Origin of the sequence: Streptomyces sp. NPDC048278, assembly GCF_040652195.1 — a bacterium.
In the GTDB taxonomy this organism is placed as follows: domain Bacteria; phylum Actinomycetota; class Actinomycetes; order Streptomycetales; family Streptomycetaceae; genus Streptomyces.
This window is the reverse complement of record NZ_JBEZLP010000024.1, coordinates 152,428-177,228: the sequence shown is the minus strand read 5'-3', so window position 1 is coordinate 177,228 and position 24,801 is coordinate 152,428. Positions and strand designations below refer to the sequence as shown.

Here is a 24,801-nt window from a genome sequence, read left to right as displayed (position 1 = left end):
GCCGAGCCCGGCGGGGCGGGGGACGCTCGTTGTGAGGGGCTCGCGCGGCCTGCTCCGCATCGGGTCGCGGGCTCCCGCAGGAGGTCACCATGGGCACCGCGACGGGTTCCACGTTCGACACCGACACGCTGCGCCGGGCCATAGAGGGGAACACCGGGAACAGCCTCCTGGCGCTCTACGCGGACGACGCGGAGATCCGCATCATCGACCGCAACACCCAGCCCAGCCACCCCAAGGTCCTGCACGGCCGCCGGGACATCGCCGCGCTGCTGGACGACGTCTACAGCCGCGACATGACGCACACCCTGGACCAGTGCATCGTCCAGGGCGACCGGGCCGCCTTCAGCGAGTCCTGCGAGTACGGGGACGGGGTCCGGGTGCTCGCCGAGTCGATGATCACGCTGCGCGACGGCAAGATCGCCGAACAGATCATGATCCAGGCATGGGACGAGTAGTCGCAAGGACCGGGCGGGTCCAGGTCAGCTCGCGGCTGACCTGGACCTTCTCGGCGCGCGCGACGCTGGGCCACGCCCACCGCCCACGCCCCCGCGCCTGCACCGCGCTGCTGCGGGCGATGCTGCGCACCGCGCACCGGCACCGGGGACGGCGAGCGCCTCGGTCGCCGTGACCGGCGCTGGTCAGCGCATCCACGCGCGGTAGTCCATGACGTCCCCGGCCCGCACCCCGTACGCGGGGTCGTCCCTGGTGAACGTGGTCTCCAGGCCGAGTACGGTGCCGGTGGCCGGGTCCAGGACCAGCATCCGCCGTCCGCCGGTGCCCGCGTCGAGGACGTACGCCTGACCGGTGCGGCCCAGCCGGTCGGTGACCTGTCCGGCGGGCCGCAGCCCCTTCGCGTCGGCGAGCAGCTCGGCCAGGGCTGCCGACTCACGTGCCCCGAGGGTCCAGTTGTCCAGCACCTCGGCGGTGGCGTCGAGGAGTTCGGACGTGGTGAGGGTGTCGCCGTGGATCAGTTCGGTGAGGTAGGCGCGCAGCTTCGCGGGGTCGTGCGGGGGTGTGGACAGGGGCGGGGCGTCGCCCCACATCGGCGGGAACGTCCGCCGGCTGAGCACGTGGCCGTCCTCGACCCGGCCCGTGTCGGTCAGCACGGGCCGGCCCGCGTGGTCCGGGTCGGTCGCCACGACCACCTCGGTGTGCGTGCCGTCGGCCCGCCAGCGCACCACACGCTCCTCGGGCAGGGTGACCGGCGGCCGGTCGTCGCTCATGGCCAGGCTCCAGGACTGCACATGGGTGCCCCGGCGCAGCGCCGGGGAGCCGTCCGTAGCGGCCACCGCGGCGAGTTCCGCGACCTGGGCGAGCGGTACGGCGGTGGAGTGGGCGCGGACGGCCAGCGGCCGGGGTGCGGCGACGGCCGGGGCGCCCGAGGAGCCGCCGAGCAGTACGGCGAGCGTGGTGGCCACCACGACGGCGACGGCGGTCAGCCCCCACACCAGCCGCGGCCGGGACCCGGTCCGGCGGCCGGGGCGGGGGCCGTGCAGCAGGTGGTCGAGGTGGCGTTCGGCGGCGTGGTCGAGGGGGCCGTCGCCGAAGTGGGGGCCGTCGGCGGGCGCCGGGTCGGCGGCGCGCAGCAGGTGGAGTTCGTCAGCCATGGCGGTGTTCCTCGGGAAGGGCCTCGGCGGCGGGCGGGCGCAGTCGGTCGATCTCGGCTCTGAGCCGGTGGCGGGCGCGGTGCAGCCGCATCGCCGCCGCCCGGCCGCCGCAGCCCAGGACGACGGCGATCTCGTCGGCCCCGAGCTCCTCCCACGCGGCCAGCCGCAGCACCTCCTGGTCGGCCGGGGACAGCCGGGCCAGCGCGTCGTGCACCCACGCGCCCGGCCGCTCGCTGTCCGGGGCGGCCACGATGTGCCGTCCGTGCGCGGTCTGGTCGTTGCCCAGCCGGTCCAGCAGCCGGCGCCGGCGCCCGTGTCCGCGTACCGCGTTGGCGAGGCAGTTGCGTGCCACGCCGTACAGCCAGGGCAGCGGGGTAGCCGGCAGGTCGGTGCGGCGGCGCCAGGCCACCGTGAACACCTCCGCCACCACTTCCTCCACCTCGCCGGTCCGCCCGTCCAGTCGCCGCGCGACATAGCGGCTGACCGCCCAGTAGTGCTCGCGATAGGCAGCGGCGAAGATCTCGTCGTTGCTCATGTCCCGTTCTTGTCCGGCACCTTCCCGATCGTCACACCCGTCTCCGTGACGCTCGTCGCATCCGTCGAGTGTGACCGGCGGGCACGGCCAGGACACAGGCGGGGCATGAGGAACCTCAAGTGGCTGACGACCACGGATCACAAGACGATCGGGACGCTGTACCTGGTCACGGCGTTCTCGTTCTTCTGCGTGGGCGGTGTGATGGCCCTGCTGATGCGCGCCGAACTGGCCCGCCCCGGTCTGCAGATCATGTCGAACGAGCAGTTCAACCAGGCGTTCACGATGCACGGCACGATCATGCTGCTGATGTTTGCGACCCCGCTCTTCGCCGGTTTCGCGAACTGGATCATGCCGCTCCAGATCGGCGCCCCCGACGTCGCCTTCCCGCGGCTGAACATGCTGGCCTACTGGCTCTACCTGCTCGGGTCACTGATCGCGGTGGGCGGCTTCCTCACCCCGCAGGGCGCCGCCGACTTCGGCTGGTTCGCCTACGCCCCGCTCTCGGACGCGGTGCGCACCCCGGGGATCGGCGCCGACATGTGGATCATGGGTCTGGCGCTCTCCGGCTTCGGCACGATCCTCGGCGCGGTCAACTTCATCACCACGATCATCTGCATGCGCGCGCCCGGCATGACGATGTTCCGCATGCCGATCTTCGTGTGGAACGTGCTGCTGACCGCCGTCCTGGTCCTGCTCGCCTTCCCCGTCCTCGCCGCCGCCCTGTTCGCCCTGGAGGCGGACCGCAAGTTCGGCGCCCACGTCTTCGACGCGGCGAACGGCGGAGCACTGCTCTGGCAACACCTCTTCTGGTTCTTCGGCCACCCGGAGGTGTACATCATCGCGCTGCCGTTCTTCGGCATCATCTCCGAGGTCATCCCGGTCTTCTCCCGCAAGCCGATGTTCGGCTACATGGGCCTGGTGGCCGCGACCATCTCGATCGCCGGTCTGTCCGTGACCGTGTGGGCGCACCACATGTACGTCACCGGCGGCGTCCTCCTCCCGTTCTTCTCCTTCATGACCTTCCTGATCGCGGTACCGACCGGGGTGAAGTTCTTCAACTGGATCGGCACCCTGTGGCAGGGCTCGCTGTCCTTCGAGACGCCCATGCTCTGGGCCACCGGCTTCCTCGTGACATTCCTCTTCGGCGGCCTCACCGGAGTGATGCTGGCGTCCCCACCCATCGACTTCCACATCTCCGACTCGTACTTCGTCGTCGCCCACTTCCACTACGTGGTCTTCGGCACGGTCGTCTTCGCGATGTTCTCCGGCTTCCACTTCTGGTGGCCCAAGTTCACCGGCAAGATGCTCGACGAACGCCTCGGCAAGATCACCTTCTGGACCCTGTTCATCGGCTTCCACGGCACCTTCCTCGTCCAGCACTGGCTGGGCGCCGAGGGCATGCAGCGCCGGATCCCCGACTACCTGGCGGTCGAGGGGTTCACCACCCTCAACACGGTCTCGACGATCTTCTCGTTCCTGCTGGGCTCGTCGCTGCTCCCGTTCTTCTACAACGTCTGGAAGACGGCGAAGTACGGGAAGAGGGTCGGCGTCGACGACCCGTGGGGCTACGGCCGTTCGCTGGAGTGGGCGACATCGTGCCCGCCCCCGCGCCACAACTTCACGTCGCTCCCGCGGATCCGCAGCGAGTCACCGGCGTTCGACCTGCACCATGCCGCCGTGGAGCGTGAGTTGAGCGCCCGGTGACGGCACGGGAGGAGGAGCGCGCACTGGTCGCCCAGGTCGAAGGGCATCTGCTGCTGGCGGCGACGCGCGAGGAGGGGCGCCGGGCGGCGGCTCGGCTGGCGGACCGCGTCGGCTGGCTCACGGACGCCCAACGGGTGGATCTCGAAGGGCATTTCGAGGCCGAATACCTGAACCTGGCCAGAACGTCCTGGCGGCGCACGTCGCAACGCGGCGAGCAACTGAGGCGTGAGTACGAGACCAGATACCGGTCTCTACGCCAACGCCTGCTGGCCTGCTTCCTGCTGACCTGCGCCCTGCTGGCAGCAACGGCTCTAGTGACGCTGGCTGCTTGAGCGCCCCTTCAGGGGCGCGGGGCTGTGACTGATATGCGGCTGCCGCCGCGTGTGCGCGACCAGCCACAGTCCACCCGCGCCCGGCGGCCTACCGGCTCAGCTCTGGCTCCACTGCTGGTTGGTCCCGCCGTTGCAGGTCCACAGCACCAGCGAGGACCCGTTCCCGGTGGCCGCGCCGTACACGTCCAGGCACAACCCGGCGTTGACGTTCGTGATGGTCCCGTCCGAGTTGACGTTCCACTTCTGGTTGTTCTGCCCGTTGCAGTCCCAGATCACGACCTTGGTGCCGTTGGTGGTGCCCTGGTTGTACGCGTCCAGGCACTTGTTGCCGTACACCACGAACTCCTTGCGCGAGGTGTACGTCCAGGCCTGGTTCTGGCCGCCGTTGCAGTCCCAGATCTCGGCCTGGGTGCCGTTGGTGATGGTGTTGTTGTAGATGTCGGCGCAGCGGCTGGACTGTCCGCCCACGAGGAGGGTGCCGTTGGTGCCGGGGATCGGGCTGACCGCGACCGAGCCGAGCGTCGGCAGCGAACTTCCCGTGAAGGTGAGCGAGTTGCCGGACCCCTTGCTCAGGTCGACCTGTACCGAGACGGTGCCCTGCGAGGACCCGGTCGGCGGGAAGGAGACGGTGGTGGCGGTCTGGCCGTTCACCTGGAGGGTGCCGGTGACGGCGGTGGAGCCGGTGTTGGTGTAGGCGACGTCGACGACGTCCAGGCCGGTGCTCGCGGCGCTGACGCCGGTGTACTTGCCGGTGGAGGAGGCGCTGTAACTCGTGCCGGCCGCCTCCGTACCGCCGCTCACCTTCAGCATGACCGAGCCGCCGGCCGGGACGCTTGCGGTGTAACTCGTCGCGTACGAGCCGAGGTTCGACTGCGCCCACAGGTCGCGCACGGTCGCCGAGGCGCCGGTCAGGCCGAGGTCGGACCAGCGGGCGGTGATGTTCGCGGCGGAGGAGGTGCGGTTGAGGAGGACGACCGCACGGTTGCCGGTGCCGGCGAGGACCTTGCTGTAGACCTGCAGACCGGTGCTGTCCTCCGCGACCTTGACGCCCTGCAGCCCGCGCGCGTCCTGGTCGACGCCGATGACGTCGGAGTTCTTGAGGATGGCGGCCGTCTCGCCGGTCATCGTGGTGAGGTCGTTGCCGGCGAGCAGCGGGGCACCGGAGATCGCCCACAGCGCCATGTGGGTGCGGTTCTGGGCCGCCGTGAGGCCGGACATGCCGACGGTGAGCATGTCGGGGTCGTTGTAGTAGCCGGTGTGCTGGGCGGCCGGGTGCAGGGTCTGGTCGAAGTTGGACAGGACGGCCGACTGGGACGCGGTGCCGCCGTAGTAGTAGATGTCCGTGCTGGTCCGCCACATGGGGGCGAGGCCCGTCGCCCAGTTCCAGGTGTTCTGGTAGCCCCAGTTGCAGATGGACAGGGTCAGCGGGCGGCCGGTGGTGGCGGCGGCCGTGGCGACCGCCGAGCTGATCGACTTGTAGGCGGTGGCGGCGTCCAGGCCCTCGGCGTCGCCGCCGCACCAGTCGACCTTCACGAAGTCGAAGCCCCACTCGGAGAACTGGAGCATGTCCTGGGCGTAGTGCCCCTCGCTGCCGGTGTTGGCGGCGGCGGGCCGGCCGGTCGGGTAGTAGTAGCCGCAGCCGTTGGCACCCGCGTCGGTGTAGATGCCGGCCTTCAGGCCCTTGCTGTGGATGTAGTCGGCGATGGCGCTCATGCCGCCGGGCCACTCACCGGTGTCGACGGTGATGTTGCCCGAGCTGTCGCGGGTGCCCTGCCACCAGCCCTCGTCGATGTTGATGTACTTGTAGCCTGCGTCCGGAAGCCCGGCCGCGACGAACGCGTCGACCTGCGCCTTGATGACGTCGTAGTCGATCTTCGCCGCGAAACTGTTCCAGGAGGCCCAGCCCATCGGGGCGGTGGGCACCGAGATCTGCCGGACCGTCGCCGCCTGGGCCGGTCCCGGCGTGGCGAAGAGCAGCGCGGCGGCGGCCGTCAGGATCAGGGCGAGGGCGCGGACGGCGACGGCCCACAGGTGCCGTACGAAACCGCTGTCGGTCGTTCTGGGCGGGGGATACATGCGGCTCCTCCACGGGGGTGCACGAGGGGGTACGACTCACATTCGTTCGGGATTCCGAACGTGGATCGGTGTTCCGAACGTGTCGCGCGCCGACCGTAGAGCCGCCGGAGAGGTAAGTCAACGGCTGCGACAGCGGTGAACTCCCGGTGTTCCCGGGGTCGTTCACCCTGCGCCCGACCGCGCTCCCGCACCGGCTTGCACAGCACCGCGAGCGCGCGCTACGGTCCGGGCGACGTACGAAAGCCACGGCCCGGTAGGTAGTCCGGGTGACGCCTCAGCGTTCGTGCAACGGCCTGGTCAGGTCACCTGTGCGTCCTTTGTCGAACTCGAACAAGGGACGGTCATGTCTGACCTGAAGGTTCTCGTCGCCGGCGCCGGCCTCGGCGGTCTCACTCTCGCCCGGTCGCTGCGCGGCCACAACATCGACGTCGCGGTCTTCGAACGCGACGCAAGCCCGTGGGACCGGCCCCAGGGCTACCGCCTCCACCTGGACACCGACGCGCTGCGCGCCGCTCGCGAGGTCCTCCCCGCCGACCTCCACGCGGTGTTCGAGGCGACCGCACAGTTCACCGAGCCGTTCACCACGATCCTCGGGACCGACCTGTCGGTCCTCAAGCGCCTGCCGGCGCAGGACGAACACGGCGAAGCCGTCCGGCCCGCCCAGGTCGGCCCTGGATCCCACGCCAACGTCGACCGCGCGACCCTGCGCCAGATCCTGTTCGCCGGCCTGGAGGGCACCGTGCGTTTCGGCAAGGCCCTCGACCACTACGAGAGCGACTCCGACGGGGTGACCGCGTACTTCACCGACGGCTCCCAGGCGCGCGGCGACGTCCTCGTCGGCGCCGACGGCATCCGCTCGGCCGTCCGCCGCCTGCGGGCCCCGCACAGCGAGACGGTCGACGCCGGGATCACCGCGTTCTACGGCCGCCTGCCGAGGGCGGCGGCCGAGACCGTCGTGCCCGCGGAGACCATGACGGACATCTTCACCATCGCCTCGGACGAGCGGAAGGTGTTCCTCGGACTGGGCTGCGTCCGCTTCCCGACCTCCCCCGCCGAGGCTGTGGCACGGTTCGCCCCCGGCGTCCCGATGCGCGACCAGGACGACTACGTCGTCTGCATCGTGGGCGGTCGCCACGAGTTCTTCCCGGAGACGGACGGCGCGCCGCGCGCCCGCTCGGGCGAGGAACTTCGCGCCCTCGCCGCCGAGGCCCTCCGTGACTGGCCGACCGGCGCCGCCGACCTCGTCCGCGGTGCGGATCCGGCCTCCTTCTTCCTGGTCAAGATGTACACCAGTGTGCCGACCTCGCTCGACGCACCCACCGACGTCACCCTCCTCGGAGACGCCGTCCACGCGATGACACCCACCCTGGGCCGCGGTGCCAACGTCGCGATGCGTGACGGAGCCCTGCTCGGCCGCGCGCTCGGGAAGGTCGCCGACGGGCAACTCACCCTTCCCGAGGCCCTGGCCGCCTACGAACACGACATGCTCGCCTACGGCTTCTCCGTCGTACGAGCGGCGGCCCGGGTCGGCCACCGGCGCATGGGTCAGAACCCGCTTCCCGAATAGCCGGCGCCCGGCAGGTACATCCGGGGCGGTACGCACACGAAACGGTGGCCGCAGTCACCGCAGTTAGACAATCCGTCAAATTACCGAACCGTAACCTACGCGGTGCTACCACGAGTAACTTACTCGCGCGTAATGTCCTGGCGAACTACTTCACCGCGGTGTGAGCGGGCCCGGGACGGCCCGCTCTCCCGCCGTTTTCCCTGTGCACCTCACTGCCGGCCGCATCACAGGAGGTTCGCCATGCCCCCACGCAGCATGCTTCTGGCGGCAGCGGTCACCGCTGCCGCCTGCCTCGGCACCCAGGCCCTCACCAGCACCGCCGCCACGGCGGCGGACGAGGTGGTCTCCCGGGGCGTCACCATCCCCGCGTTCTACAACCCGCCCGCCGAACTGCCCACGGCGGACGGCACCCTGATCCGCAGCGAGCCCCTCCCGCTCGCCCTCAGCCTGCCCGGCCTCGACGGCACCCTGCCCGGCACCGCGACGCGGCTGATGTACAAGTCCACCGACTCCGACGGGCAGCCCGTCGCCGTCACCGGCGCCTACATCGAACCGAGCGCCGACTGGTCCGGCACCGGGCCGCGCCCCCTGGTCGCGGTGGCGCCCGGCACCATGGGGCAGGGCGACCAGTGCGCCGCCTCCCTCGGCCTGGAACACCCGCTGACCGTCAACAGCCAGACGGTGTCGGTCGGTTACGAGGACCTGGCGATCTACCGCCTCCTCGCCAAGGGCGTCGCGGTCGTCGTCACCGACTACGCCGGCCTCGGCGCCACCGACCGGCTGCACACCTACGTCAACCGCGTCGACGAGGGACACGCGGTCCTGGACGCGGTCCGCGCCGCCCGTCAGGTCACCGGAGCCTCCGTCACCAAGGCGTCCCGAGTGGGCCTGTTCGGCTACAGCCAGGGCGGCGGCGCGACCGCAGCCGCAGCCGAACTCCAGGCGTCGTACGCCCCCGACGTCACCCTGTCCGGGACCTACGCGGGCGCGCCGCCCGCCGATCTGACCTCGGTCACCAAGGCCATCGACGGCAGCGAACTGGCCGGCGCCCTGGGCTGGTCGCTCAACGGCTTCCTCCAGTCCGACCCGGACCTGAAGCCGATCGCCGAGGCGCATCTCAACGCGGCGGGCAAGGCCGCCCTCACCGATCTGTCGACCATGTGCGTCGGAGACGCGCTCTTCGGCTACGCCTACGCGAAGAGCACCCGGTGGACGACCGACGGCCGGTCCATCAGCGACATCATCGCCGCCACGCCCGCGCTCCGGTCCTTTCTGGACAGCCAGCGCATCGGCACCCTCGAACCGTCCGGACCCGTCCGGCTGGCCACCGGCGTCAGCGACAACCTCGTCCCGCACGCCCAGGCCCGCCGACTCGCCGTCGACTGGTGCGCGAAGGGCGCGAACGTCACGTACAAGCCCGTCGTCCTGCCCGACGTCGGCAGCGCGCTCCTGAACCACTTCGCCCCGCTCCTCACCGACCAGGGCGACGCCATCGGCTGGCTCACCGACCGGCTCGCGGGCAAGGCGGCCGGCTCCAACTGCTGGAGCCTGCCCGTCCAGCCCTGACCGAGCCGCGCAACGGGGCCGACTCCAGCCCCGTTGCGCAGCTCATCGGGCGCCGCTCATCCCCCGGGCGTCCACCCTTCCGGCCGCAGGATCCCCACCAGCAGCCGCACCAGCTCCTCCACGACCTCGTCCAGGCTCGCCTCCACCCACCCCGCGCTCCAGTCGTGCAGCAACCCGTTCACACTGCCGATGAAGGCCGTGGCGGCCAGCCGGTAGTCCCGCGGGGCCGCGTCGCCACGCGCGACGGCCGCGTCCGCCTCGGTGCATATCAGCTCCACCCACCGCGCCCGCCGCGCCAGCCGCTGCTCCTCCAGCCGGGGGCTGACCCCGATGATCTCGACGAAGGCGATACGGATACGGCGGGAGTCGGAGGTCACGTCACGGGCGTAGGCCCGGAACAGCACCGTCACCCGCTCGACCAGCGGCAAGGGCTCCGCCTCCGCGAACGCGTCCCGCACCGCCTCCTCCGCCCACCCGTTCACCTCCAGGTGCAGCGCGGCGAGCACGTCCTCCAGCGTGTGGAACTCCTCGTAGAACTGACGGGTCGACAGACCGGCCGTCTGGCTCAGCGCGGCGACGGTCGTGGCGCGGAACCCCGGTGCCTCGCCGAAGAGTTGGAGCGCCGCGTCCAGGAAGCGCCGACGCCGGTCGGCCTTGCGCTCCTCGGCGGACCGGCCGCCGTAGCGACCTGTCGGTGCCTTGAGTCTGCCCGCCAAGACTGCCCCCTCCGTCGACCGCCCGATGGCCAATTTTCTCGCGTACGCCTCTTGTGGAGTCATCCACCCCCTCCTTACTTTTCAGTAAGTTCGCTTTGAAAGCGCCCGTGTTCAGATTCCGTGACCTCGTGACCGCGCGGGCGTGCCCCCACCCCCCCCTCAGAGGAGAGAGCAGTCATGCCTGCTTTCAGACCCAGGCACCTTTGCTCCGTGGCCGCCGCCCTCGTCCTGACCGCCGTCGCGCCCGCGACGGCCGCCACCGCCGCGGCCGACGCCTCGCTGCGCGAGGTGCTGTTCGTCGGCAACAACTGGGACGGCACCGCGACCGTCCTGAACTCGTCCGGCGACTTCGCCAAGGTCGGCCAGATCAACGTCGTCCCCGACAAGGACGCGCGGATAACCGAGATCAACGCCGACCCGATCAAGTGGATCTACTACACGTCGATCCGCAACGAGGTCGGCCAGGGCCACGACCAGTACGTGGACGACATGTACTCCACGCCGGACGGGAAGTCCGTGGTCGTCTCCCGCCCCAGCTTCGCCGACGTCGTCTCCATCGACCTCGCCACGGACACCATCAACTGGCGTTTCCCGGTGGCCGGTTACCGTGCCGACCACATGGCCGTCTCCCCCGACGGCACCAAGGTCGCGGTCTCGGCGTCCACCGCGAACAAAGTGCAGGTGCTGGACATCAACACCGGTACGGAACTGGGCGAGTTCGCCACCGGTGACAAGCCGCACGAGAACGTCTTCAGCCCCGACGGCAAGTACATCTGGAACATGTCGATCGGCGAGGTCACCACCTCGCTCGACGACCCGATCTGGGACTGGACCAAGGGCGACCGGCACATCACCGTCGCTGATGCCACGACGTACCAGCAGGTCAAGACGATCGACATGCGCGCCCGTCTTGACGCGATCGGTCTGACGGACTTCTCGGACGCGGTCCGGCCCGCGGCCTTCACGCCCGACTGGTCGAAGATGTACTTCCAGGTGTCGTTCTTCAACGGCTTCCTGGAGTACGACATCGCCACCGACAAGATCACCCGGGTGAAGACCCTGCCGGCGAACCCCGCGACCAGCACCGACCGCACCACCTGGCTGCTGGACTCCCGCCACCACGGCATCTCGATGAAGCCGGACGGCACCAAGCTGTGCGTCGCCGGGACCATGGACAACTACGCCACGATCGTCGACCGCGCGACTCTGCAGGAGGGGCCGCTCGTCACGGCGTCCACCCCGTACTGGGCCACGGTCAGCGGTGACGGCAAGGACTGCGTCATCTCGGAGAGCGGCGCCGACCAGGTGACCGCGATCGACTTCGGCACCGGCCAGAAGGTGACGTCGGTGCCGGTCGGCGACCACCCGCAGCGCGTCCGGCTCGGCCATGTGCAGGCCGGCTGGACCGGAGCGAGCGGTAGCTGACGGAACGTCGGAGAACTTCGGCCTCCGGGGTGCGCGGCACCCCGGAGGCCGAAGCACGGGTCAGAACTTCGCCGCCGCCCAGGCGGCCAGCTCCGCCTTGGCCGCGTTGAGGACGGTGGTGCCGGGCGAGGTCGCCCCGTTGGTCACCAGCGCGTAGTGCAGCACGCCGGAGTCCGAGTCGGTGAGCAGCAGTCGGCGGCTGCCCGTCCCACCCGGTTCCGCCGCCACGCCGACCGGGGTCGAGGACGTGTACGCCGGGGGCGCGTAGGACGTGCCCAGGTCGGAGACGACGGTGGTGGACGCGGTCGCGAAGGAGGCCGGCAGGTGGAGTTCGGTGGGTGCGGTGGCGCTGCTGGAACGCCACACCTGGAGTGCGTACTGGCCGGAGCCGACCAGCGCGGCCACGTTCGGCAGCGAGCTGGGCACCGGGTTCCAGGTCAGGGTCGTGGAGCCGTCCCGGGAGCGGTCCTCGTAGGTGAACGCGAGGGTGGTGCCCGAGGTGGCGGACGGGTAGATCCGGTCGAGCAGCCGGGCGTCCTGACGGAGCGTCACGGTGCCCGAGTCGGTCATGTTCACGGCCGAGAGGTCCTCGTCGTTCCAGGCGTCGCCGGAGGTGAGGACCTTGTCCGGGTTGTCGTTCATCAGCTCGTGGTGGCGGCCGTTGTAGATGTCCCACTGCCACTGGGTGCCGGAGAGGACCGGTCCGGAGGAGGCCGGAGTGGACCACCAGTTGGCGCCGGAGAGACGGGAGTCGAGGGCCTGGTACATCGCCTTGTCGACGGTGGGCGCCTTGCCGGAGGTGGTGCCGGAGAGCGGATGCCCGAACTCGCTGACGATCGCCGTCGTTCCGGCGGCCGAGGCGCGGTCGCGGATGGTGCCGAAGTCGGTCGAGTACTGGCCGTCGGAGGCGTTGCCCCACATCAGGATGCCGGAGATCGCCTTCTGGTCGTAGAAGTGGGTGTTGAAGACGTACCGCGAGCCGAGCGTGCCCGCGTCGAGCAGTCCGCCCTCCTGGTTGGTGACGTTGCCGTTCCAGTAGAGGTTCGGCTCGACCAGGGCGGGCTTGGCGGTCCAGCCGGCCGCGTCCATCCGGGCCCGGAACTTCTGGTAGAAGGGCCAGAGCCGGTTCTGCTCCCAGGTGCGGGAGGTCTCACCGGAGTCGTAGCTGCCGGCGTACGGCTCGTTGTACGGGTCGAAGCCGACGACGCCCGCGAACTCGTCGGACGTCAGGTGCTGGGCCAGGTAGGCCATGGTGGTCTGGGCGGTGGCCAGGAAGTAGTCCTGGAGACCGTAGTTGTTGTGCCAGAAGTCGTACTGGGCCTTCTGGACGGCCGCGTTCTGGGTGATGTTCTGGCCCCAGAAGAGGCAGATGCCGCAGGACTCGGCCGGGTAACCGCCCAGCGCGACCGCCCACTCGGGGGCGCCGTCGCCCGTGTACCAGCTGCCCGAGTTGAACAGGTAGCGGGAGTACAGGTCCTGGTGGAAGTCGGGGAAGACACGGATGCCGGCGTCGAGGAACGCCTGCATCTGCGCGGTCACGGCGGCCAGGTAGGTGGTGTCGACCTGGCCCTGGACGGGTTCGGCGTGCGCCCAGGAGAGCAGGAAGCGCACGGCGTTGCCGCCGCCGAGGGCGCGCACCGCGGTGGCGGACTTCTTCGCGTCGGCGACCGAGGCGAAGGGCAGGCCGCTGTTCTCCTCCAGCTTGGTCTCGCCGGAGACGTTGTAGCCGCGCAGCACGACCTCACGGCCCTGGCCGTCGGTGAAACGGCCGTTCTGCACGGTGAGCGCGGTGCCGTCGAACGAGAGGGAGTCGGACGGGGTGGCTGCGGTGGCGGACGGGGCGCCCGCCACCGCGAGGAATCCACAGAGGACAACCAGGACAACGATCAGTCGTGCCCGGATATTCGTCATGCCCATTACAGTCCGGTGATTTCCGGACACAGTCAATACTTCTGACTCACGAGTAAGTTGAGTACCGGTTCACTCACCCGGCCACGCGACCCGTCACGTTCAACAGGTACTCCTTGCGACTCAGCGGGTTGTGATCGGTCCGCGACCGCTCCGGGACCGGCCCCCGCACCACCGGCGCGTAATGGTCGAAGGCGGTCTCCAGCTCGCCCTCGCCTCGGGTCAGCCCCGGCAGCCGTTGTTCGAGCCCGTGCACCCGGGCCGCGGGCACGGCGCCCTCCAGGACGGCGAGCGTCCCCTCGGTACCGGTCCCCTGGGGCACCGCGCCGTGCCCGGCGAGCACCGGCAGCAGCGCGCCGAGCGTGTCCGCCGGGGCCTCCAGCCGGAAGCGGTGCATGGGCTCGTGCACCAGGGTGCCGGCCCGCCGCAGCGCCTCGGTGAGCACCAGCGGGGTCAGCCCGCGGAAGTCGTAGCCGGTGCTGGACATGCTCTTGTCGAAGCCCTGGTGGGCATGGCTCTGCCGCGGCGAGTAGCCGGAGTGCGTCATGGTCACCGTGCAGTCCGGGATCCGCCAGCCGTGCAGCCCCTGGCCGAGCGACTCGCGCACGGTGTCCTCGACGGCCTTGAAGAAGGCGTACGGCATGGCGCCCAGCTCCACCTCGAGCCGGAAGCCGACGCCCGCGCCCGGCGGGGCCGGCTCCACCCGCAGGCCGACCGTGGCCAGGAAGGGGTTGCCGTCCTTCTTGTTGAACTCGACGGCGGCTCCGGTGCCGGTGAGCCGTTCGACGCAGATGACGGTCGTCTCCCGGAACGCGACGTCCAGGCCGTACTCGTCGGCGAGGGTCGCCTGGACGACCTCCTTCTGGACCTCGCCGTAGAGGGAGACAGAGGTCTCCTGCCGTACCTCGTCGTGCCGGACGTCGATCAGGGGGTCCTGCTCGGCGAGCTGGGTGAGGGCGACATGCAGGGCGCGCCGGTCGGTGCCCGGGCCGGGGACCACGACGGTCTCCAGGGTCGGGGGCGCGAAATGGTGCTCGTACGCCCGCCCCGGCAGCCCGAGGGCGTCGCCGATCCGGATGCCGCCGAGCCCCCACACCTTGACGATCCGTCCGGCACCGGCGCTGTCCCGCCGGAGGTCCGTACCGTCCTCGAAGACGCTGAGCCCGGTGACCCGGCCCTCCGGCCGGCCGCCGGCCGGGGTGCGGTCGCCGCCGAACGGGATCCGGTCGCGCACCCCCAGCGTGCCGGAGAAGAGGCGCGCGTACGCGATCTTCTCCCCCGCCGGGCCCCGCTCCACCTTGAAGACCGTGCCGGAGAACGGGCCGGCCGGGTCACCGCAGGCGGCCGGGAGCAGCCGCTCGATGCCGGCGATCAGGTCGGGTACGCCCGCGCCGGTGGCGGCCGAGCCGAAGTACACCGGGTGGACCAGGGCGCGCCGGGTCTGTTCGGCCAGGGCGGCGCGCAGCCGGGGCTCGGGAACGCCGCCGTCGAGCCAGGCGGCGAGCAGCGCGTCGTCGTGGTCGGCCAGGGCGTCCGGCGCGGCCGGGTCGAGGCCGGGCACGAAGCGCGCGGCGGGGGTGCCGAGCGCGGTGGGGCGGCCCATGGGGACGAGCGGGACGGCGAGCCTGCGGGCCAGCTGGGCGAGGACGGCGTCGTCACGGGCGCCGCGCCGGTCGATCTTGTTGACGAAGACCAGCGTGGGGATGCGCAGCCGCCGCAGGGTCCGCATCAGGACGCGGGTCTGCGCCTGGACGCCCTCCACGGCCGAGACGACGAGGACCGCGCCGTCCAGGACACCGAGGACCCGCTCCACCTCGGCGATGAAGTCCGGGTGGCCCGGGGTGTCGATGAGGTTGACGGTGACGCCGTCCAGCGGGAACGACACCACGGCGGACCTGATGGTGATGCCGCGCTGCCGCTCCAGGGCGAGGGTGTCGGTGCGGGTGCTGCCGTCGTCGACGCTGCCGAGCTCGTCGGTGACGCCGGCCGTGTGCAGCAGCCGTTCGGTCAGCGTGGTCTTACCTGCGTCGACATGGGCGAGAATTCCGAGATTGAGCATGTGCACGGGGCGTGATGTCCTTCGGCATGGGTGGGGTTCCTTCCTCGGTGGACATGCACGCAGCGCGCATCGGTGGTCCTCTCTGGGTGACGTCGGGTGAGGAGCAGTGCAGCAGGACGGCCCCGGCGACGGCAATGGATTAACGCTCAACAAGAGCCCCGCCGCAGCGCTCGCCGCCCCCCGGGCGCGGCTCTAGAGTGATCTACATCACACCGCCCGGCCGGCATCCCCCGCTCCCGCCGCACGGTCTGGAGGCCTCATGACCCACGTCAAGGTGACGGTGGACCGCACGCGCTGCGAGGACGAGGCGCAACCCCGCCTGCTGCCGGCCCACTACCGGTGCGAGCGTCTCGGCCCCACCGGCACCCCGATCGGCTGCGGCACCTCGAACCGCGGAGCGGACGGTGCGTGAGATTCTGCCGACGTTGGCGGGCTGGCACGCGGCCGGGATCCCGTTCGGTCTCGCCACGGTGGTCGCGGTCAGCCGCAGCGCGCCGCGCGGGCCCGGTGCGGCCATGGCCGTGGGTCCGGCCGACGAGGTGGTGGGCAGCGTGTCCGGCGGCTGTGTCGAGGGCGCCGTCTTCGAACTGGCGCAGGAGGTCGTCGCGACCGGCGAGCCGTCGCTGCGGACCTTCGGCTACAGCGACGAGGACGCGTTCGCGGTCGGGCTGACCTGCGGGGGCGAGATCACCCTGCTGGTCCGGCCGGTGACCGCGGACTCCGACCCGGCCTTCGGCGCGGTGGCCGCGTCGGTCTCGGAGGGCGAGCCGGTGACCGTGGCCACGGTGGTGGAAGGACCCGCGCCGCGGGGCGCCTCGCTCGCCGTCTGGCCGGGCCGGGCGGCCGGTTCCCTCGGCACGACCGGCCTCGACGTGGCCGTCACCGCCGACGCGCGCGGCGAACTCGCCCTCGGCGCCTCCGTCCTGCGGCACTACGGACCGCACGGCGAACGCCGCGAGGACGCGGTCACCGTGTTCCTTCAGTCGTTCGCGCCGCCGCCCCGGATGCTGGTCTTCGGCGCGATCGACTACGCGGCGGCGGTGGCCCGCATCGGCGACTTCCTCGGCTACCGGGTCACCGTGTGCGACGCCCGCCCGGTCTTCGCCACCCCGAAGCGCTTCCCGGCGGCCGTCGAGGTCGTCGTCGACTGGCCGCACCGCTATCTGAGCCGCACCGCGACCGACGACCGCACGGTGATCTGCGTCCTCACCCACGACCCCAAGTTCGACGTGCCGCTGCTGGAGGAGGCACTGCGCCGGCCGGCCGCCTACATCGGGGCGATGGGCAGCCGCCGGACCCACGACGAGCGGCGCGCCCGGCTGGCCGAGGCCGGTCTCACCGAGGCCGAGCTGTCCCGGCTGCGCTCACCGCTCGGCCTCGACCTCGGCGCCCGTACCCCGGAGGAGGTCGCGGTCTCCGTCGCCGCCGAGATCGTGGCCCTGCGCTGGGGCGGCAGCGGGGCGCCCCTGACCACGACCACCGGAGCCATCCACGCATCCGCCGTCCGCTGACCGGGCCCGCCGCCGGGAGGAGTGAGCCGTGCCGGCGGCAACACACCTGGCCGCGACGGCGTGTTCCGCCCGTCGAACACTATGAACACAACGTCCGGACCATGGTTCCGGTCCCGGCCCGCTCCCTAGCATCGCGGCGGACGGCGCGACGAAGCGCCGACGACGACAGGGAGCCGCGCCTTGATCAGGTCGAGAACCCCCGTACGGGTCCACCGGACCGGCCGCCGCCGACGCACCGCACTGCTCACCTCCCTGGCGGCGGCCCTCACCGCCGCCTTCGCCGCCGCCCCTCCCGCGCAGGCCGCCGCACCACCGCCCGCCGCCTCCTGCCCGGCCGAACTCGACGGCAGGGCCACCTGCTACACCGGCCGGGACGCCGACGGCGCCTACTACGCCATCGCCGTACCCGAGCACTGGAACGGCTCCCTGGTCGTGCACGCCCACGGCGGCCCCGACCTCGGCACCGGTTCGGACCCGGCGCGCAGCGTCGACGACCTGGCCCGCTGGTCGGTGCTGGTCAAGGAGGGCTATGCCTGGGCCGGTTCGTCGTACCGCAGGGGCGGTTACGGCACGCGCATGGCCGCCGAGGACACCGAGAACGTGCGCCGGCTGTTCGTCGCGGACTTCGGGAAGCCGCGGCGGACGTACGTGCACGGCCAGTCCTGGGGCGGGGACGTCGCCGCCAAGGTCGTCGAGGTGTACGGCGGGCGGGGCGGCCCGTACGACGGGGCGCTGCTGACCAGCGGTGTCCTCGGCGGCGGCTCGCGGGGCTACGACTACCGGGTCGACCTCCGCGTCGTCTACCAGTACTACTGCCGGAACATGCCCCGGCCGACCGAACCGCAGTACCCGCTCTGGCAGGGGCTGCGCGCGGACTCGACGCTGACGGCGGCCGGACTGCGCGCCCGGCTCCAGGAGTGCACGGGCTACGCCTCGGCCCCCGGGGAGCGCACCGCCCTGCAGCAGCGCAACCTCGACGACATCCTCGCGGTGACCGGCGTCCCCGAGCGCACCCTGGAGTCGCATCTGCGGTTCGCGGTCTTCACGTTCCGGGACATCGTGCGCGACCGGCTCGGCGGCCGTAATCCCTTCTCCGACACGGGCGTTCGCTACTCGGGCTCGCACGACGACGAGGCGCTGAACGCCGGGGTCGAGCGGTTCGGCGCGGATCCGACGGCGGTACGCGACCTGTCCTACGACAGCGATCTCACCGGCAGGGTGTCGATCCCGGTGCTCACGATGCACGCGATCGACGACCCGACGGCGTTCGCGGAGCACGAGGCGGCCTACCGGGCCACCCTGCGCGGCGCCCACCGGGACCGCCACCTCGTGCAGACGTTCACCCACGAGTCCGAGCACAGTGCGCTGAGCGACGCGGAGTACGCCAACTCGATCGCGGCGCTGGACGGTTGGGTCCGCACCGGCCGGAAGCCGACGCCCCGGACGATCGCGGACTCGTGCGCGGCCTTCGACCGGACCTACGCCACGGGCTGCTTCTACGACCCGGACTACCGCCCCGCCTCCTACGCCTCCCGGGTCCGGCCACGGCCGGGCGGGCTGCACTGGCCCGCCATGACGGCGGCGCAGGAGAGGCGGTGGAGCAGGATCGCCGCGGTCGGGATCGCCCCCTGACGCTTGCCCTCAGCGGGGCGGCAGCCGGTGCAGGGTGACGTCCGTGAGCGCGCCGTCGGCGACGGTCGCGGTCAGGTAGGTGCAGTGCGGCTGGCGGCGCCGGTCGGTGGGCGAGCCGGGGTTGAGCAGCCGCAGTCCGCCCGGTGCCGTGGTGTCCCAGGGGATGTGGCTGTGCCCGAAGACCAGGACGTCCAGGTCGGGGAAGCGGGCGGCGCAGCGGGCCTCGCGGCCCTGCGCGGGACCCGTCTCGTGGACCATCCCGAACCGCAGGCCGCCCAGGTCGGCGTGGGCCACCTCGGGGAGCCGGGCGCGCAGGCCGGGGCCGTCGTTGTTGCCGTACACCCCGATCAGGCGGCGGCTGCGGCTCTCCAGCAGGTCGAGGGTGGCCTCGTCGACCCAGTCACCGGCGTGGAACACGACGTCGGCGTGCGGGAGTTCGGCGAGGAGCTGGTCCGGGAGCCGCTTGGCGCGCAGCGGGAGGTGGGTGTCGGAGGTCAGGAGCAGACGCAGGCGCACCAGGCCAGCGTAGCCAATGTCCCCGCCCAGAGATCTTCAGTCCAGACTTAACAGTTTCAATTTAACAGTTCCAGCTGGACAGTTTCAGCTGTCGGTCCTAGGGTGGGCCGCATGGCAGAGATCTCCGATTCCGCGACCCGCGCGGCACGCGACCTGCGCGTGATGTTCAGCAGGCTGCGCCGCCGCATCCGCGAGGTCGCCCAGGACGCGGACCTCACCCCGTCGCAGGAGTCGGCCCTCACCCTGGTGTCGAAGCACGGCGCGGCCACGGCCAGCGCGCTGGCCTCGGCCGAAGGGGTGCGCCCGCAGTCGATGGCGGCCACCCTGGCCGCGCTCGACCAGCACGGCCTGATCCGCCGCAGCCCCGACCCGAGCGACGGCCGCCGCCAGCTGGTCACCCTGACCGAGGCCGGCCAGGCCAGGGTCGAGGGCAACCGGCAGGCGCGTGACGAGTGGCTGTCCCGCGCCTTCCAGGACCGGTACACCGAGGACGAGCGCCGGACCCTGCTCACCGCGATCGAGCTGCTCGAACGGCTGTCGCGCCCGTGATACCGAGGCTCACCGCGGACACCCGCAAGGACTCCCGCCCGGCCCCCGCCGGATTCGACCGGCGGCTGATCGCGCCGATGGTCCTGGGATCCGTACTGAACCCGATCAACTCCTCGATGATCGCCGTGGCCCTGGTGCCGATCGGCATCGCCTTCGGGGCCCCGCCCGCCGAGACGGCATGGCTGGTCACCGCGCTGTACCTGGCGACCGCCGTGGGCCAGCCGGTGATCGGGCGGCTCGTGGACATGTACGGGCCGCGCAGGCTCTACCTCGCCGGCACCGGCCTGGTGGGCGTCGCCGGGCTGATGGGTGCGCTGGCCCCCTCGCTGGGCGTGCTGATCGCGGCGCGGGTACTGCTCGGCTTCGGTACCTCGGCGGCGTACCCGGCGGCGATGCGGCTGACCCGCAGCGAGGCCGAGCGCACCGGGCAGGACAGCCCGGCCGGAGTGCTGACGGCGCTCGCCGTGTCCGCGCAGACCGTGGCCGTGATCGGTCCGACGCTGGGCGGGATCCTGATCGGCGCGGGCGGCTGGCACCTGGTGTTCACCGTCAACGTGCCGCTCTCCGCGGCCTGTCTGGTGCTCGGCGTGAAGTGGCTGCCGAGGACCGCGACCGCCGGGCGCGGGCAGCGCATGGACCTGCCCGGCATGGCGCTGTTCGCCGTCCTGCTGGTCTCGCTGATGCTGTTCCTGATGAGCCCGCGGCCCGACCGCTGGTACCTGCCGGCGCTGACCGTGGTCACGGCCGCCGTCTTCGCGGCCCGGGAGCTGCGGGTGCCCGATCCGTTCGTCGACCTGCGCGTCCTCGGCGGCAACGTCCCGCTCGTCGTCACGTATCTGCGCCAACTGCTCGCGTACACCACCTCGTACGCATTCCTGTACGGCTACACGCAGTGGCTGGAGCAGGGCCGCGGGCTCGGGGCCTCCGCGGCCGGGCTCGCGCTGCTCCCGCTGTCGGCCGCCGCGCTCGTCACCGCCACGCTCACCGGCCGCCGGGAGGCCGTCCGTTCGAAGCTGGTGATCGGGTCCGTGCTGCAGATCGCGGGCTGCGCGGCCCTGCTGCTGGTCGGCGCCGGCAGCCCGGTCTGGCTGCTGCTCGCGGTCGGCGCGCTGCTCGGCGTCCCGCAGGGCCTGCTCGGCCTCGCCGCGCAGACCGCGCTGTACCGGCAGGCCGATCCGGAACGGATCGGTTCCGCGGCCGGGCTGCTGCGCACCTTCATGTACCTCGGCGCGCTGGGTGCCTCCGCCGCCACCGCGGCGTTCTACCCGCACCGCGCCGACACGGGCGGGCTGCACGGCCTGGCCCTGTTCATGCTCGCCGGCTCGGCACTGCTGCTGGCGATCACCCTGCCGGACCGCTCGCTGGCTCGGCTCACCCCCGAACCCCGTCAAGCCCCTCGAAAGGCCTGATCCACCCCATGTCTCTGAGCACGCTCGACCCGCGCACCGCCCTCGTCGTCATCGACCTCCAGCAGGGCATCGTGGGCATGCCCACCCAGCCGTACACCGGCCCCGAGGTGGTGGCCCGCTCGGTGGAGCTCGCGGACGCCTTCCGCGCCCAGAACCTGCCCGTCGTCCTGGTCCGGGTCTCCTTCGCGGCCGACTTCGCCGACGCCGTCCCGGGCCGCACCGAGCGTCAGGCGCGCGGCCTCGCCTTCCCGCCGGGCTGGGACACCGTCGTCGACGAACTCTCCGGCCACGACGGCGACATCCGTGTCACCAAGCACAACTGGAGCGCCTTCCACGGCACCGACCTCGACGTCCAGCTGCGCCGCCGGGGCGTCACCCAGATCGTGCTGACCGGCATCGCCACCAGCATCGGCGTGGAGTCCACCGCCCGTGACGCCTACGCGCACGGCTACCACGTGACGCTCGCGACGGACGCCATGGCCGACGGCGACGGCGAGGCGCACCGGGGCAGCGTCGAGCGGATCTTCCCGCGGCTCGGCGAGTCCGGCAGCACGGCGGAGGTCCTGGAGCTGCTCGCCAAGACCCACGGCTGAACCGGGCCGACCGCCGGGAGGCCGGGTCGCGGGACGCCGGGTGCGCCTCCCCGTCCGATACGCCGCAGGGCGGCCGACGTGCTCGAAGAGCCGTCGGCCGCCCTGCGGTGCGTCACTGCGAAGTGCCTTACGCCTTACGCCGACAGCTCCTTGCGGACGAGCGGGAGCCCCTCCGCGAGGGCCTGCCGCCAGTCCCGCAGCGGTTCCAGACCGACCTCGGCCCACCGGTCGTGCCCGAGCGCGCTGTAGGCGGGGCGGGGTGCCGGGCGGACGAACGCCTCGCTGGTGGTGGGGCGGACCCGCTCGGGGTCGGCGCCGAGCAGGCGGAAGACCTCCCGGGCCAGCTCGCACCAGGTGGCCGTGCCGGAGTTGGTGCCGTGGAAGACGCCGTGCGCCTTCTCGTCCCGGCCGAGCCGGGGGCCGAGGTCGGCGATCCGGGCGGCCAGGTCGGCGCTCCAGGTGGGCTGGCCGCGCTGGTCGTCGACGACGTCGAGGGTGTCCCGGCGGGACTCCAGTTCGATCATCGTGCGCACGAAGTTCTTCCCGTGCGTGCCGTAGAGCCAGGCCGTGCGGACCACCGCGCTCGCGCCCGGGAGTTCGGCCAGGACGGCCCGCTCGCCCGCGAGCTTGGTCCGCCCGTAGCCGGTGCGCGGGGCCGTCGGGTGGTCCTCGGGGTACGGGGCGGTACGGGCCTCGCCGTCGAAGACGTAGTCCGTCGAGACGTGCACGAGGCGGGCGCCGTGCCGGGCGGCGGCGCGGGCCAGCAGGCGCGGGCCCTCGCCGTTGATCAGCAGGGCGCGCTCCTCGTCGGTCTCGGCGTCGTCGACGGCCGTGTACGCGGCGCAGTTGACCACCAGGTCGGGCCGGTGCGCGGCGAGCGCCGAGTCCACCGAGTCGGCGCTGGTGATGTCGAGGTCGGCGCGGCCGAGGGCCACGGCCTCCTCACCCCGGCGGGCGAGCTCCTCGGTCACGTCGTGGCCGAGCATGCCGCCCGCTCCGGCGACGAGCCACTTCATCAGTGCTTCTCCTGCTCCTTGCGGGACTCCAGGGCGGCGCGCTCCTTGAGCGGCTCCCACCAGTCCCGGTTGTCGCGGTACCAGGCGACGGTGTCGGCGAGGCCGGAGGTGAAGTCGTGCTTGGGGGTGTAGCCCAGCTCGTCGTGGATCTTGCTCCAGTCGACGGAGTAGCGCTGGTCGTGGCCCTTGCGGTCGGCGACGCGGTCGACGCGCTCCCAGCCGGCGCCGCAGGCTTCGAGGAGCAGCCCGGTGAGCTCCTTGTTGCTGAGCTCGGTGCCGCCGCCGATGTTGTAGACCTCGCCGGCCCGGCCGCCGGTGCGGACCAGGTCGATGCCCTGGCAGTGGTCCTCGACGTGCAGCCAGTCGCGGACGTTGCTGCCGTCGCCGTACAGGGGCACGTTCCTGCCGTCGAGGAGGTTGCTCACGAAGAGCGGGACGACCTTCTCGGGGAACTGGTGCGGCCCGTAGTTGTTGGAGCAGCGGGTGACGCGGACGTCCATGCCGTGGGTGCGGTGGAAGGCCAGCGCGAGCAGGTCCGAGGACGCCTTGGAGGCGGAGTACGGCGAGTTCGGCTGGAGCGGGTGGCTCTCGGGCCAGGAGCCGGTCTCGATGGAGCCGTAGACCTCGTCGGTGGAGACGTGCACGAACGGGCCGACGTTGTGCCGCAGGGCCGCGTCGAGCAGCGTCTGGGTGCCGACCACGTTGGTGTGGACGAACGCGCCGGCCCCGTCGATGGAGCGGTCGACGTGCGACTCGGCCGCGAAGTGCACGACCTGGTCGGCGTCGGCCATGAGCCTGTCGACCAGCTCGGCGTCGCAGATGTCGCCCTGGACGAAGGTCAGCCGGGGGTGCGACGCGGGCAGGTTCGTCAGGGTGCCCGCGTAGGTGAGCTTGTCCAGCACGGTGATGTGCGGCGCGTCGGGGGCGCTGTCGGCGAGGAGGCCGCGGACGTACGTGGAGCCGATGAAGCCGGCCGCGCCGGTGACGAGGAGATTCATGAACGGATCTGCACCTTGCTGTGGTCTCCGAGAACGAGGCGGTGGGCGCTGGGGGTGCCGGATGCCGGGGTGACCTCGACGTGCCGGCCGATCAGCGAGGACTCGATCCTGCCCACCCCGTCGATGGAGGAGTCCCGCAGCACTATGGAGAACTCCAGCTCACTCTCGGTGATCCGGCAGTTCTCGGCGACCGACGTGAAGGGACCCACGTAGGAGTCGCCGACGACGGTCCCGGCGCCGATCACGGCGGGGCCGACGATCCGGGAGTTGGTGACGCGCGCGCCGGCCTCGACGACCACGCGGCCCACGATCTGGCTGGCCTCGTCGACCTCGCCGTCGATGCGCGGCTCCTGGGCTTCCAGGACGGTCCGGTTGACCTCCAGCATGTCGACGACGTTGCCGGTGTCCTTCCAGTAGCCCTTGATGACCGTGGAGCGCACGTCGGCGCGCTGGTCGATGAGGTACTGGATGGCGTGGGTGATCTCCAGCTCGCCGCGCCAGGACGGCTTGATGGCGCGCACGGCGTCGTGGATGGCGGGCGTGAACAGGTACACGCCGACCAGGGCGAGGTCGCTCTTGGGCTCCTGCGGCTTCTCCTCCAGGCCGACCACCTGGCCGTCGGCGTCCAGCTCGGCGACGCCGAAGGCGCGCGGGTTGGGCACGTGGGTGAGGAGGATCTGGGCGTCGGGGCGGGTCTCGCGGAACTCGTCGACGAGTCCGCTGATGCCGCCGACGATGAAGTTGTCGCCCAGGTACATGACGAAGTCGTCGTCGCCGAGGAACTCACGGGCGATCAGCACCGCGTGGGCCAGGCCCAGCGGCTGGTCCTGGGGGATGTAGGTGACGTCCAGGCCGAACTTCGACCCGTCGCCGACCGCCTCCTCGATCTCGGCGGCGGTGTCGCCGACGATCATCCCGACCTCGGTGACGCCCGCGGCGGCAAGGGATTCGAGCCCGTAGAACAGCACGGGTTTGTTCGCCACCGGTACGAGCTGTTTCGCCGATGTGTGGGTGATCGGCCGCAGCCGGGTTCCGGCACCGCCGGAGAGCACCAAAGCCTTCATTCGCTACACCTTATAGGT

General features: G+C 71.5%; 23 protein-coding genes. 13 read left to right on the top strand and 10 right to left on the bottom strand.

Translation table 11 applies throughout. The annotated features are described in order from the left end of the window. The first annotated feature begins 89 nt into the window (after positions 1 to 89). Both AB0D74_RS33885 and AB0D74_RS33880 read left to right on the top strand, forming a co-directional pair. Positions 90 to 455 (top strand): nuclear transport factor 2 family protein, encoded by a 366-nt coding sequence (locus AB0D74_RS33885; RefSeq protein ID WP_362595480.1) that lies wholly within the window; start codon positions 90 to 92, stop codon positions 453 to 455. Further along, a complete protein-coding gene (locus AB0D74_RS33880; RefSeq protein WP_362595478.1) occupies positions 443 to 628 on the top strand; it encodes a hypothetical protein in 186 nt (61 codons plus the stop codon). Before AB0D74_RS33885 ends, AB0D74_RS33880 begins: the two co-directional genes overlap by 13 nt. Before the next feature lie 10 nt (positions 629 to 638). Here AB0D74_RS33880 and AB0D74_RS33875 read toward each other — a convergent pair whose 3' ends face one another. Next, complete coding sequence (locus tag AB0D74_RS33875) at positions 639 to 1,607, bottom strand: CU044_5270 family protein (protein ID WP_362595476.1); 969 nt, start codon at positions 1,605 to 1,607, stop codon at positions 639 to 641. After that, positions 1,600 to 2,142 carry a sigma-70 family RNA polymerase sigma factor gene (locus AB0D74_RS33870; protein ID WP_362595474.1) on the bottom strand — a complete coding sequence of 181 codons (543 nt, stop codon included), beginning with the start codon at positions 2,140 to 2,142 and terminating at the stop codon, positions 1,600 to 1,602. Before AB0D74_RS33870 ends, AB0D74_RS33875 begins: the two co-directional genes overlap by 8 nt. A gap of 105 nt (positions 2,143 to 2,247) precedes the next feature. Here AB0D74_RS33870 and ctaD point away from each other — a divergent pair, with 105 nt between their 5' ends. Together ctaD and AB0D74_RS33860 are read left to right on the top strand one after the other, a co-directional pair. Beyond that, positions 2,248 to 3,846 carry a cytochrome c oxidase subunit I gene (gene ctaD / locus AB0D74_RS33865; RefSeq protein ID WP_362595472.1) on the top strand — a complete coding sequence of 533 codons (1,599 nt, stop codon included), beginning with the start codon at positions 2,248 to 2,250 and terminating at the stop codon, positions 3,844 to 3,846. Continuing rightward, complete coding sequence (locus AB0D74_RS33860) at positions 3,843 to 4,178, top strand: hypothetical protein (protein WP_362595470.1); 336 nt, start codon at positions 3,843 to 3,845, stop codon at positions 4,176 to 4,178. Before ctaD ends, AB0D74_RS33860 begins: the two co-directional genes overlap by 4 nt. A 96-nt stretch (positions 4,179 to 4,274) precedes the next feature. Here the strand turns inward: AB0D74_RS33860 and AB0D74_RS33855 are convergent, their stop codons facing one another. Further along, on the bottom strand, positions 4,275 to 6,254 hold the full coding sequence (locus AB0D74_RS33855; RefSeq protein WP_362595468.1) for a ricin-type beta-trefoil lectin domain protein: 1,980 nt from the start codon (positions 6,252 to 6,254) through the stop codon (positions 4,275 to 4,277). 343 nt (positions 6,255 to 6,597) lie between these two features. Here AB0D74_RS33855 and AB0D74_RS33850 point away from each other — a divergent pair, with 343 nt between their 5' ends. Both AB0D74_RS33850 and AB0D74_RS33845 read left to right on the top strand, forming a co-directional pair. After that, positions 6,598 to 7,821 carry an FAD-dependent monooxygenase gene (locus AB0D74_RS33850; RefSeq protein ID WP_362595466.1) on the top strand — a complete coding sequence of 408 codons (1,224 nt, stop codon included), beginning with the start codon at positions 6,598 to 6,600 and terminating at the stop codon, positions 7,819 to 7,821. A gap of 240 nt (positions 7,822 to 8,061) precedes the next feature. Then, positions 8,062 to 9,387, top strand: a complete 1,326-nt coding sequence (locus tag AB0D74_RS33845; RefSeq protein WP_362595464.1) for an alpha/beta fold hydrolase — start codon at positions 8,062 to 8,064, stop codon at positions 9,385 to 9,387. A gap of 56 nt (positions 9,388 to 9,443) precedes the next feature. Here the strand turns inward: AB0D74_RS33845 and AB0D74_RS33840 are convergent, their stop codons facing one another. Next, positions 9,444 to 10,103, bottom strand: a complete 660-nt coding sequence (locus AB0D74_RS33840) for a TetR/AcrR family transcriptional regulator (protein WP_362595462.1) — start codon at positions 10,101 to 10,103, stop codon at positions 9,444 to 9,446. A gap of 177 nt (positions 10,104 to 10,280) precedes the next feature. Between AB0D74_RS33840 and AB0D74_RS33835 the strand changes: the two genes are divergently transcribed. Then, complete coding sequence (locus tag AB0D74_RS33835) at positions 10,281 to 11,528, top strand: YncE family protein (protein ID WP_362595460.1); 1,248 nt, start codon at positions 10,281 to 10,283, stop codon at positions 11,526 to 11,528. Positions 11,529 to 11,588: 60 nt separating this feature from the next. Here AB0D74_RS33835 and AB0D74_RS33830 read toward each other — a convergent pair whose 3' ends face one another. Further along, the gene (locus AB0D74_RS33830; protein WP_362595458.1) at positions 11,589 to 13,445 is read right to left on the bottom strand and encodes a cellulase family glycosylhydrolase; all 1,857 of its coding nucleotides are present in this window, start codon (positions 13,443 to 13,445) and stop codon (positions 11,589 to 11,591) included. Positions 13,446 to 13,512: 67 nt separating this feature from the next. Beyond that, on the bottom strand, positions 13,513 to 15,501 hold the full coding sequence (locus AB0D74_RS33825; RefSeq protein ID WP_362595456.1) for a translation factor GTPase family protein: 1,989 nt from the start codon (positions 15,499 to 15,501) through the stop codon (positions 13,513 to 13,515). Positions 15,502 to 15,754: 253 nt separating this feature from the next. Here AB0D74_RS33825 and AB0D74_RS33820 point away from each other — a divergent pair, with 253 nt between their 5' ends. The 3 genes from AB0D74_RS33820 to AB0D74_RS33810 all read left to right on the top strand — a co-directional run bounded on the left by AB0D74_RS33820 (position 15,755) and on the right by AB0D74_RS33810 (position 18,638). After that, the gene (locus AB0D74_RS33820) at positions 15,755 to 15,907 is read left to right on the top strand and encodes a hypothetical protein (protein WP_362595454.1); all 153 of its coding nucleotides are present in this window, start codon (positions 15,755 to 15,757) and stop codon (positions 15,905 to 15,907) included. Beyond that, positions 15,900 to 17,006, top strand: coding sequence for an XdhC/CoxI family protein (locus AB0D74_RS33815; protein ID WP_362595452.1), 1,107 nt, complete (start codon positions 15,900 to 15,902; stop codon positions 17,004 to 17,006). Before AB0D74_RS33820 ends, AB0D74_RS33815 begins: the two co-directional genes overlap by 8 nt. Before the next feature lie 180 nt (positions 17,007 to 17,186). Further along, complete coding sequence (locus AB0D74_RS33810; protein WP_362595450.1) at positions 17,187 to 18,638, top strand: hypothetical protein; 1,452 nt, start codon at positions 17,187 to 17,189, stop codon at positions 18,636 to 18,638. Between the two features lie 9 nt (positions 18,639 to 18,647). On the opposite strand, the gene AB0D74_RS33805 is transcribed toward AB0D74_RS33810, so the two are convergent. Next, positions 18,648 to 19,148, bottom strand: a complete 501-nt coding sequence (locus AB0D74_RS33805) for a metallophosphoesterase (RefSeq protein ID WP_362595504.1) — start codon at positions 19,146 to 19,148, stop codon at positions 18,648 to 18,650. Positions 19,149 to 19,265: 117 nt separating this feature from the next. Here AB0D74_RS33805 and AB0D74_RS33800 point away from each other — a divergent pair, with 117 nt between their 5' ends. Genes AB0D74_RS33800 through AB0D74_RS33790 form a run of 3 tightly spaced genes read left to right on the top strand, consistent with a single transcriptional unit; the run spans position 19,266 to position 21,705 of the window. Further along, entirely contained in the window at positions 19,266 to 19,703 is a 438-nt protein-coding gene (locus tag AB0D74_RS33800) for a MarR family transcriptional regulator (RefSeq protein ID WP_362595448.1), read from the top strand. Continuing rightward, the gene (locus AB0D74_RS33795) at positions 19,700 to 21,112 is read left to right on the top strand and encodes an MFS transporter (RefSeq protein WP_362595447.1); all 1,413 of its coding nucleotides are present in this window, start codon (positions 19,700 to 19,702) and stop codon (positions 21,110 to 21,112) included. Before AB0D74_RS33800 ends, AB0D74_RS33795 begins: the two co-directional genes overlap by 4 nt. Positions 21,113 to 21,120: 8 nt before the next feature. Next, on the top strand, positions 21,121 to 21,705 hold the full coding sequence (locus AB0D74_RS33790; protein ID WP_362595445.1) for a hydrolase: 585 nt from the start codon (positions 21,121 to 21,123) through the stop codon (positions 21,703 to 21,705). Between the two features lie 134 nt (positions 21,706 to 21,839). On the opposite strand, the gene rfbD is transcribed toward AB0D74_RS33790, so the two are convergent. Genes rfbD through AB0D74_RS33775 form a run of 3 tightly spaced genes read right to left on the bottom strand, consistent with a single transcriptional unit; the run spans position 21,840 to position 24,783 of the window. Then, positions 21,840 to 22,721 (bottom strand): dTDP-4-dehydrorhamnose reductase, encoded by an 882-nt coding sequence (gene rfbD, locus AB0D74_RS33785; RefSeq protein WP_362595443.1) that lies wholly within the window; start codon positions 22,719 to 22,721, stop codon positions 21,840 to 21,842. Beyond that, positions 22,721 to 23,719: a dTDP-glucose 4,6-dehydratase gene (gene rfbB / locus AB0D74_RS33780; protein WP_362595441.1), complete on the bottom strand. Its 999-nt coding sequence runs from the start codon at positions 23,717 to 23,719 to the stop codon at positions 22,721 to 22,723. The genes rfbD and rfbB overlap by 1 nt, the downstream gene beginning before the upstream one ends. Beyond that, positions 23,716 to 24,783: a glucose-1-phosphate thymidylyltransferase gene (locus AB0D74_RS33775; RefSeq protein ID WP_362595439.1), complete on the bottom strand. Its 1,068-nt coding sequence runs from the start codon at positions 24,781 to 24,783 to the stop codon at positions 23,716 to 23,718. The genes rfbB and AB0D74_RS33775 overlap by 4 nt, the downstream gene beginning before the upstream one ends. Between the last annotated feature and the right edge of the window lie 18 nt (positions 24,784 to 24,801).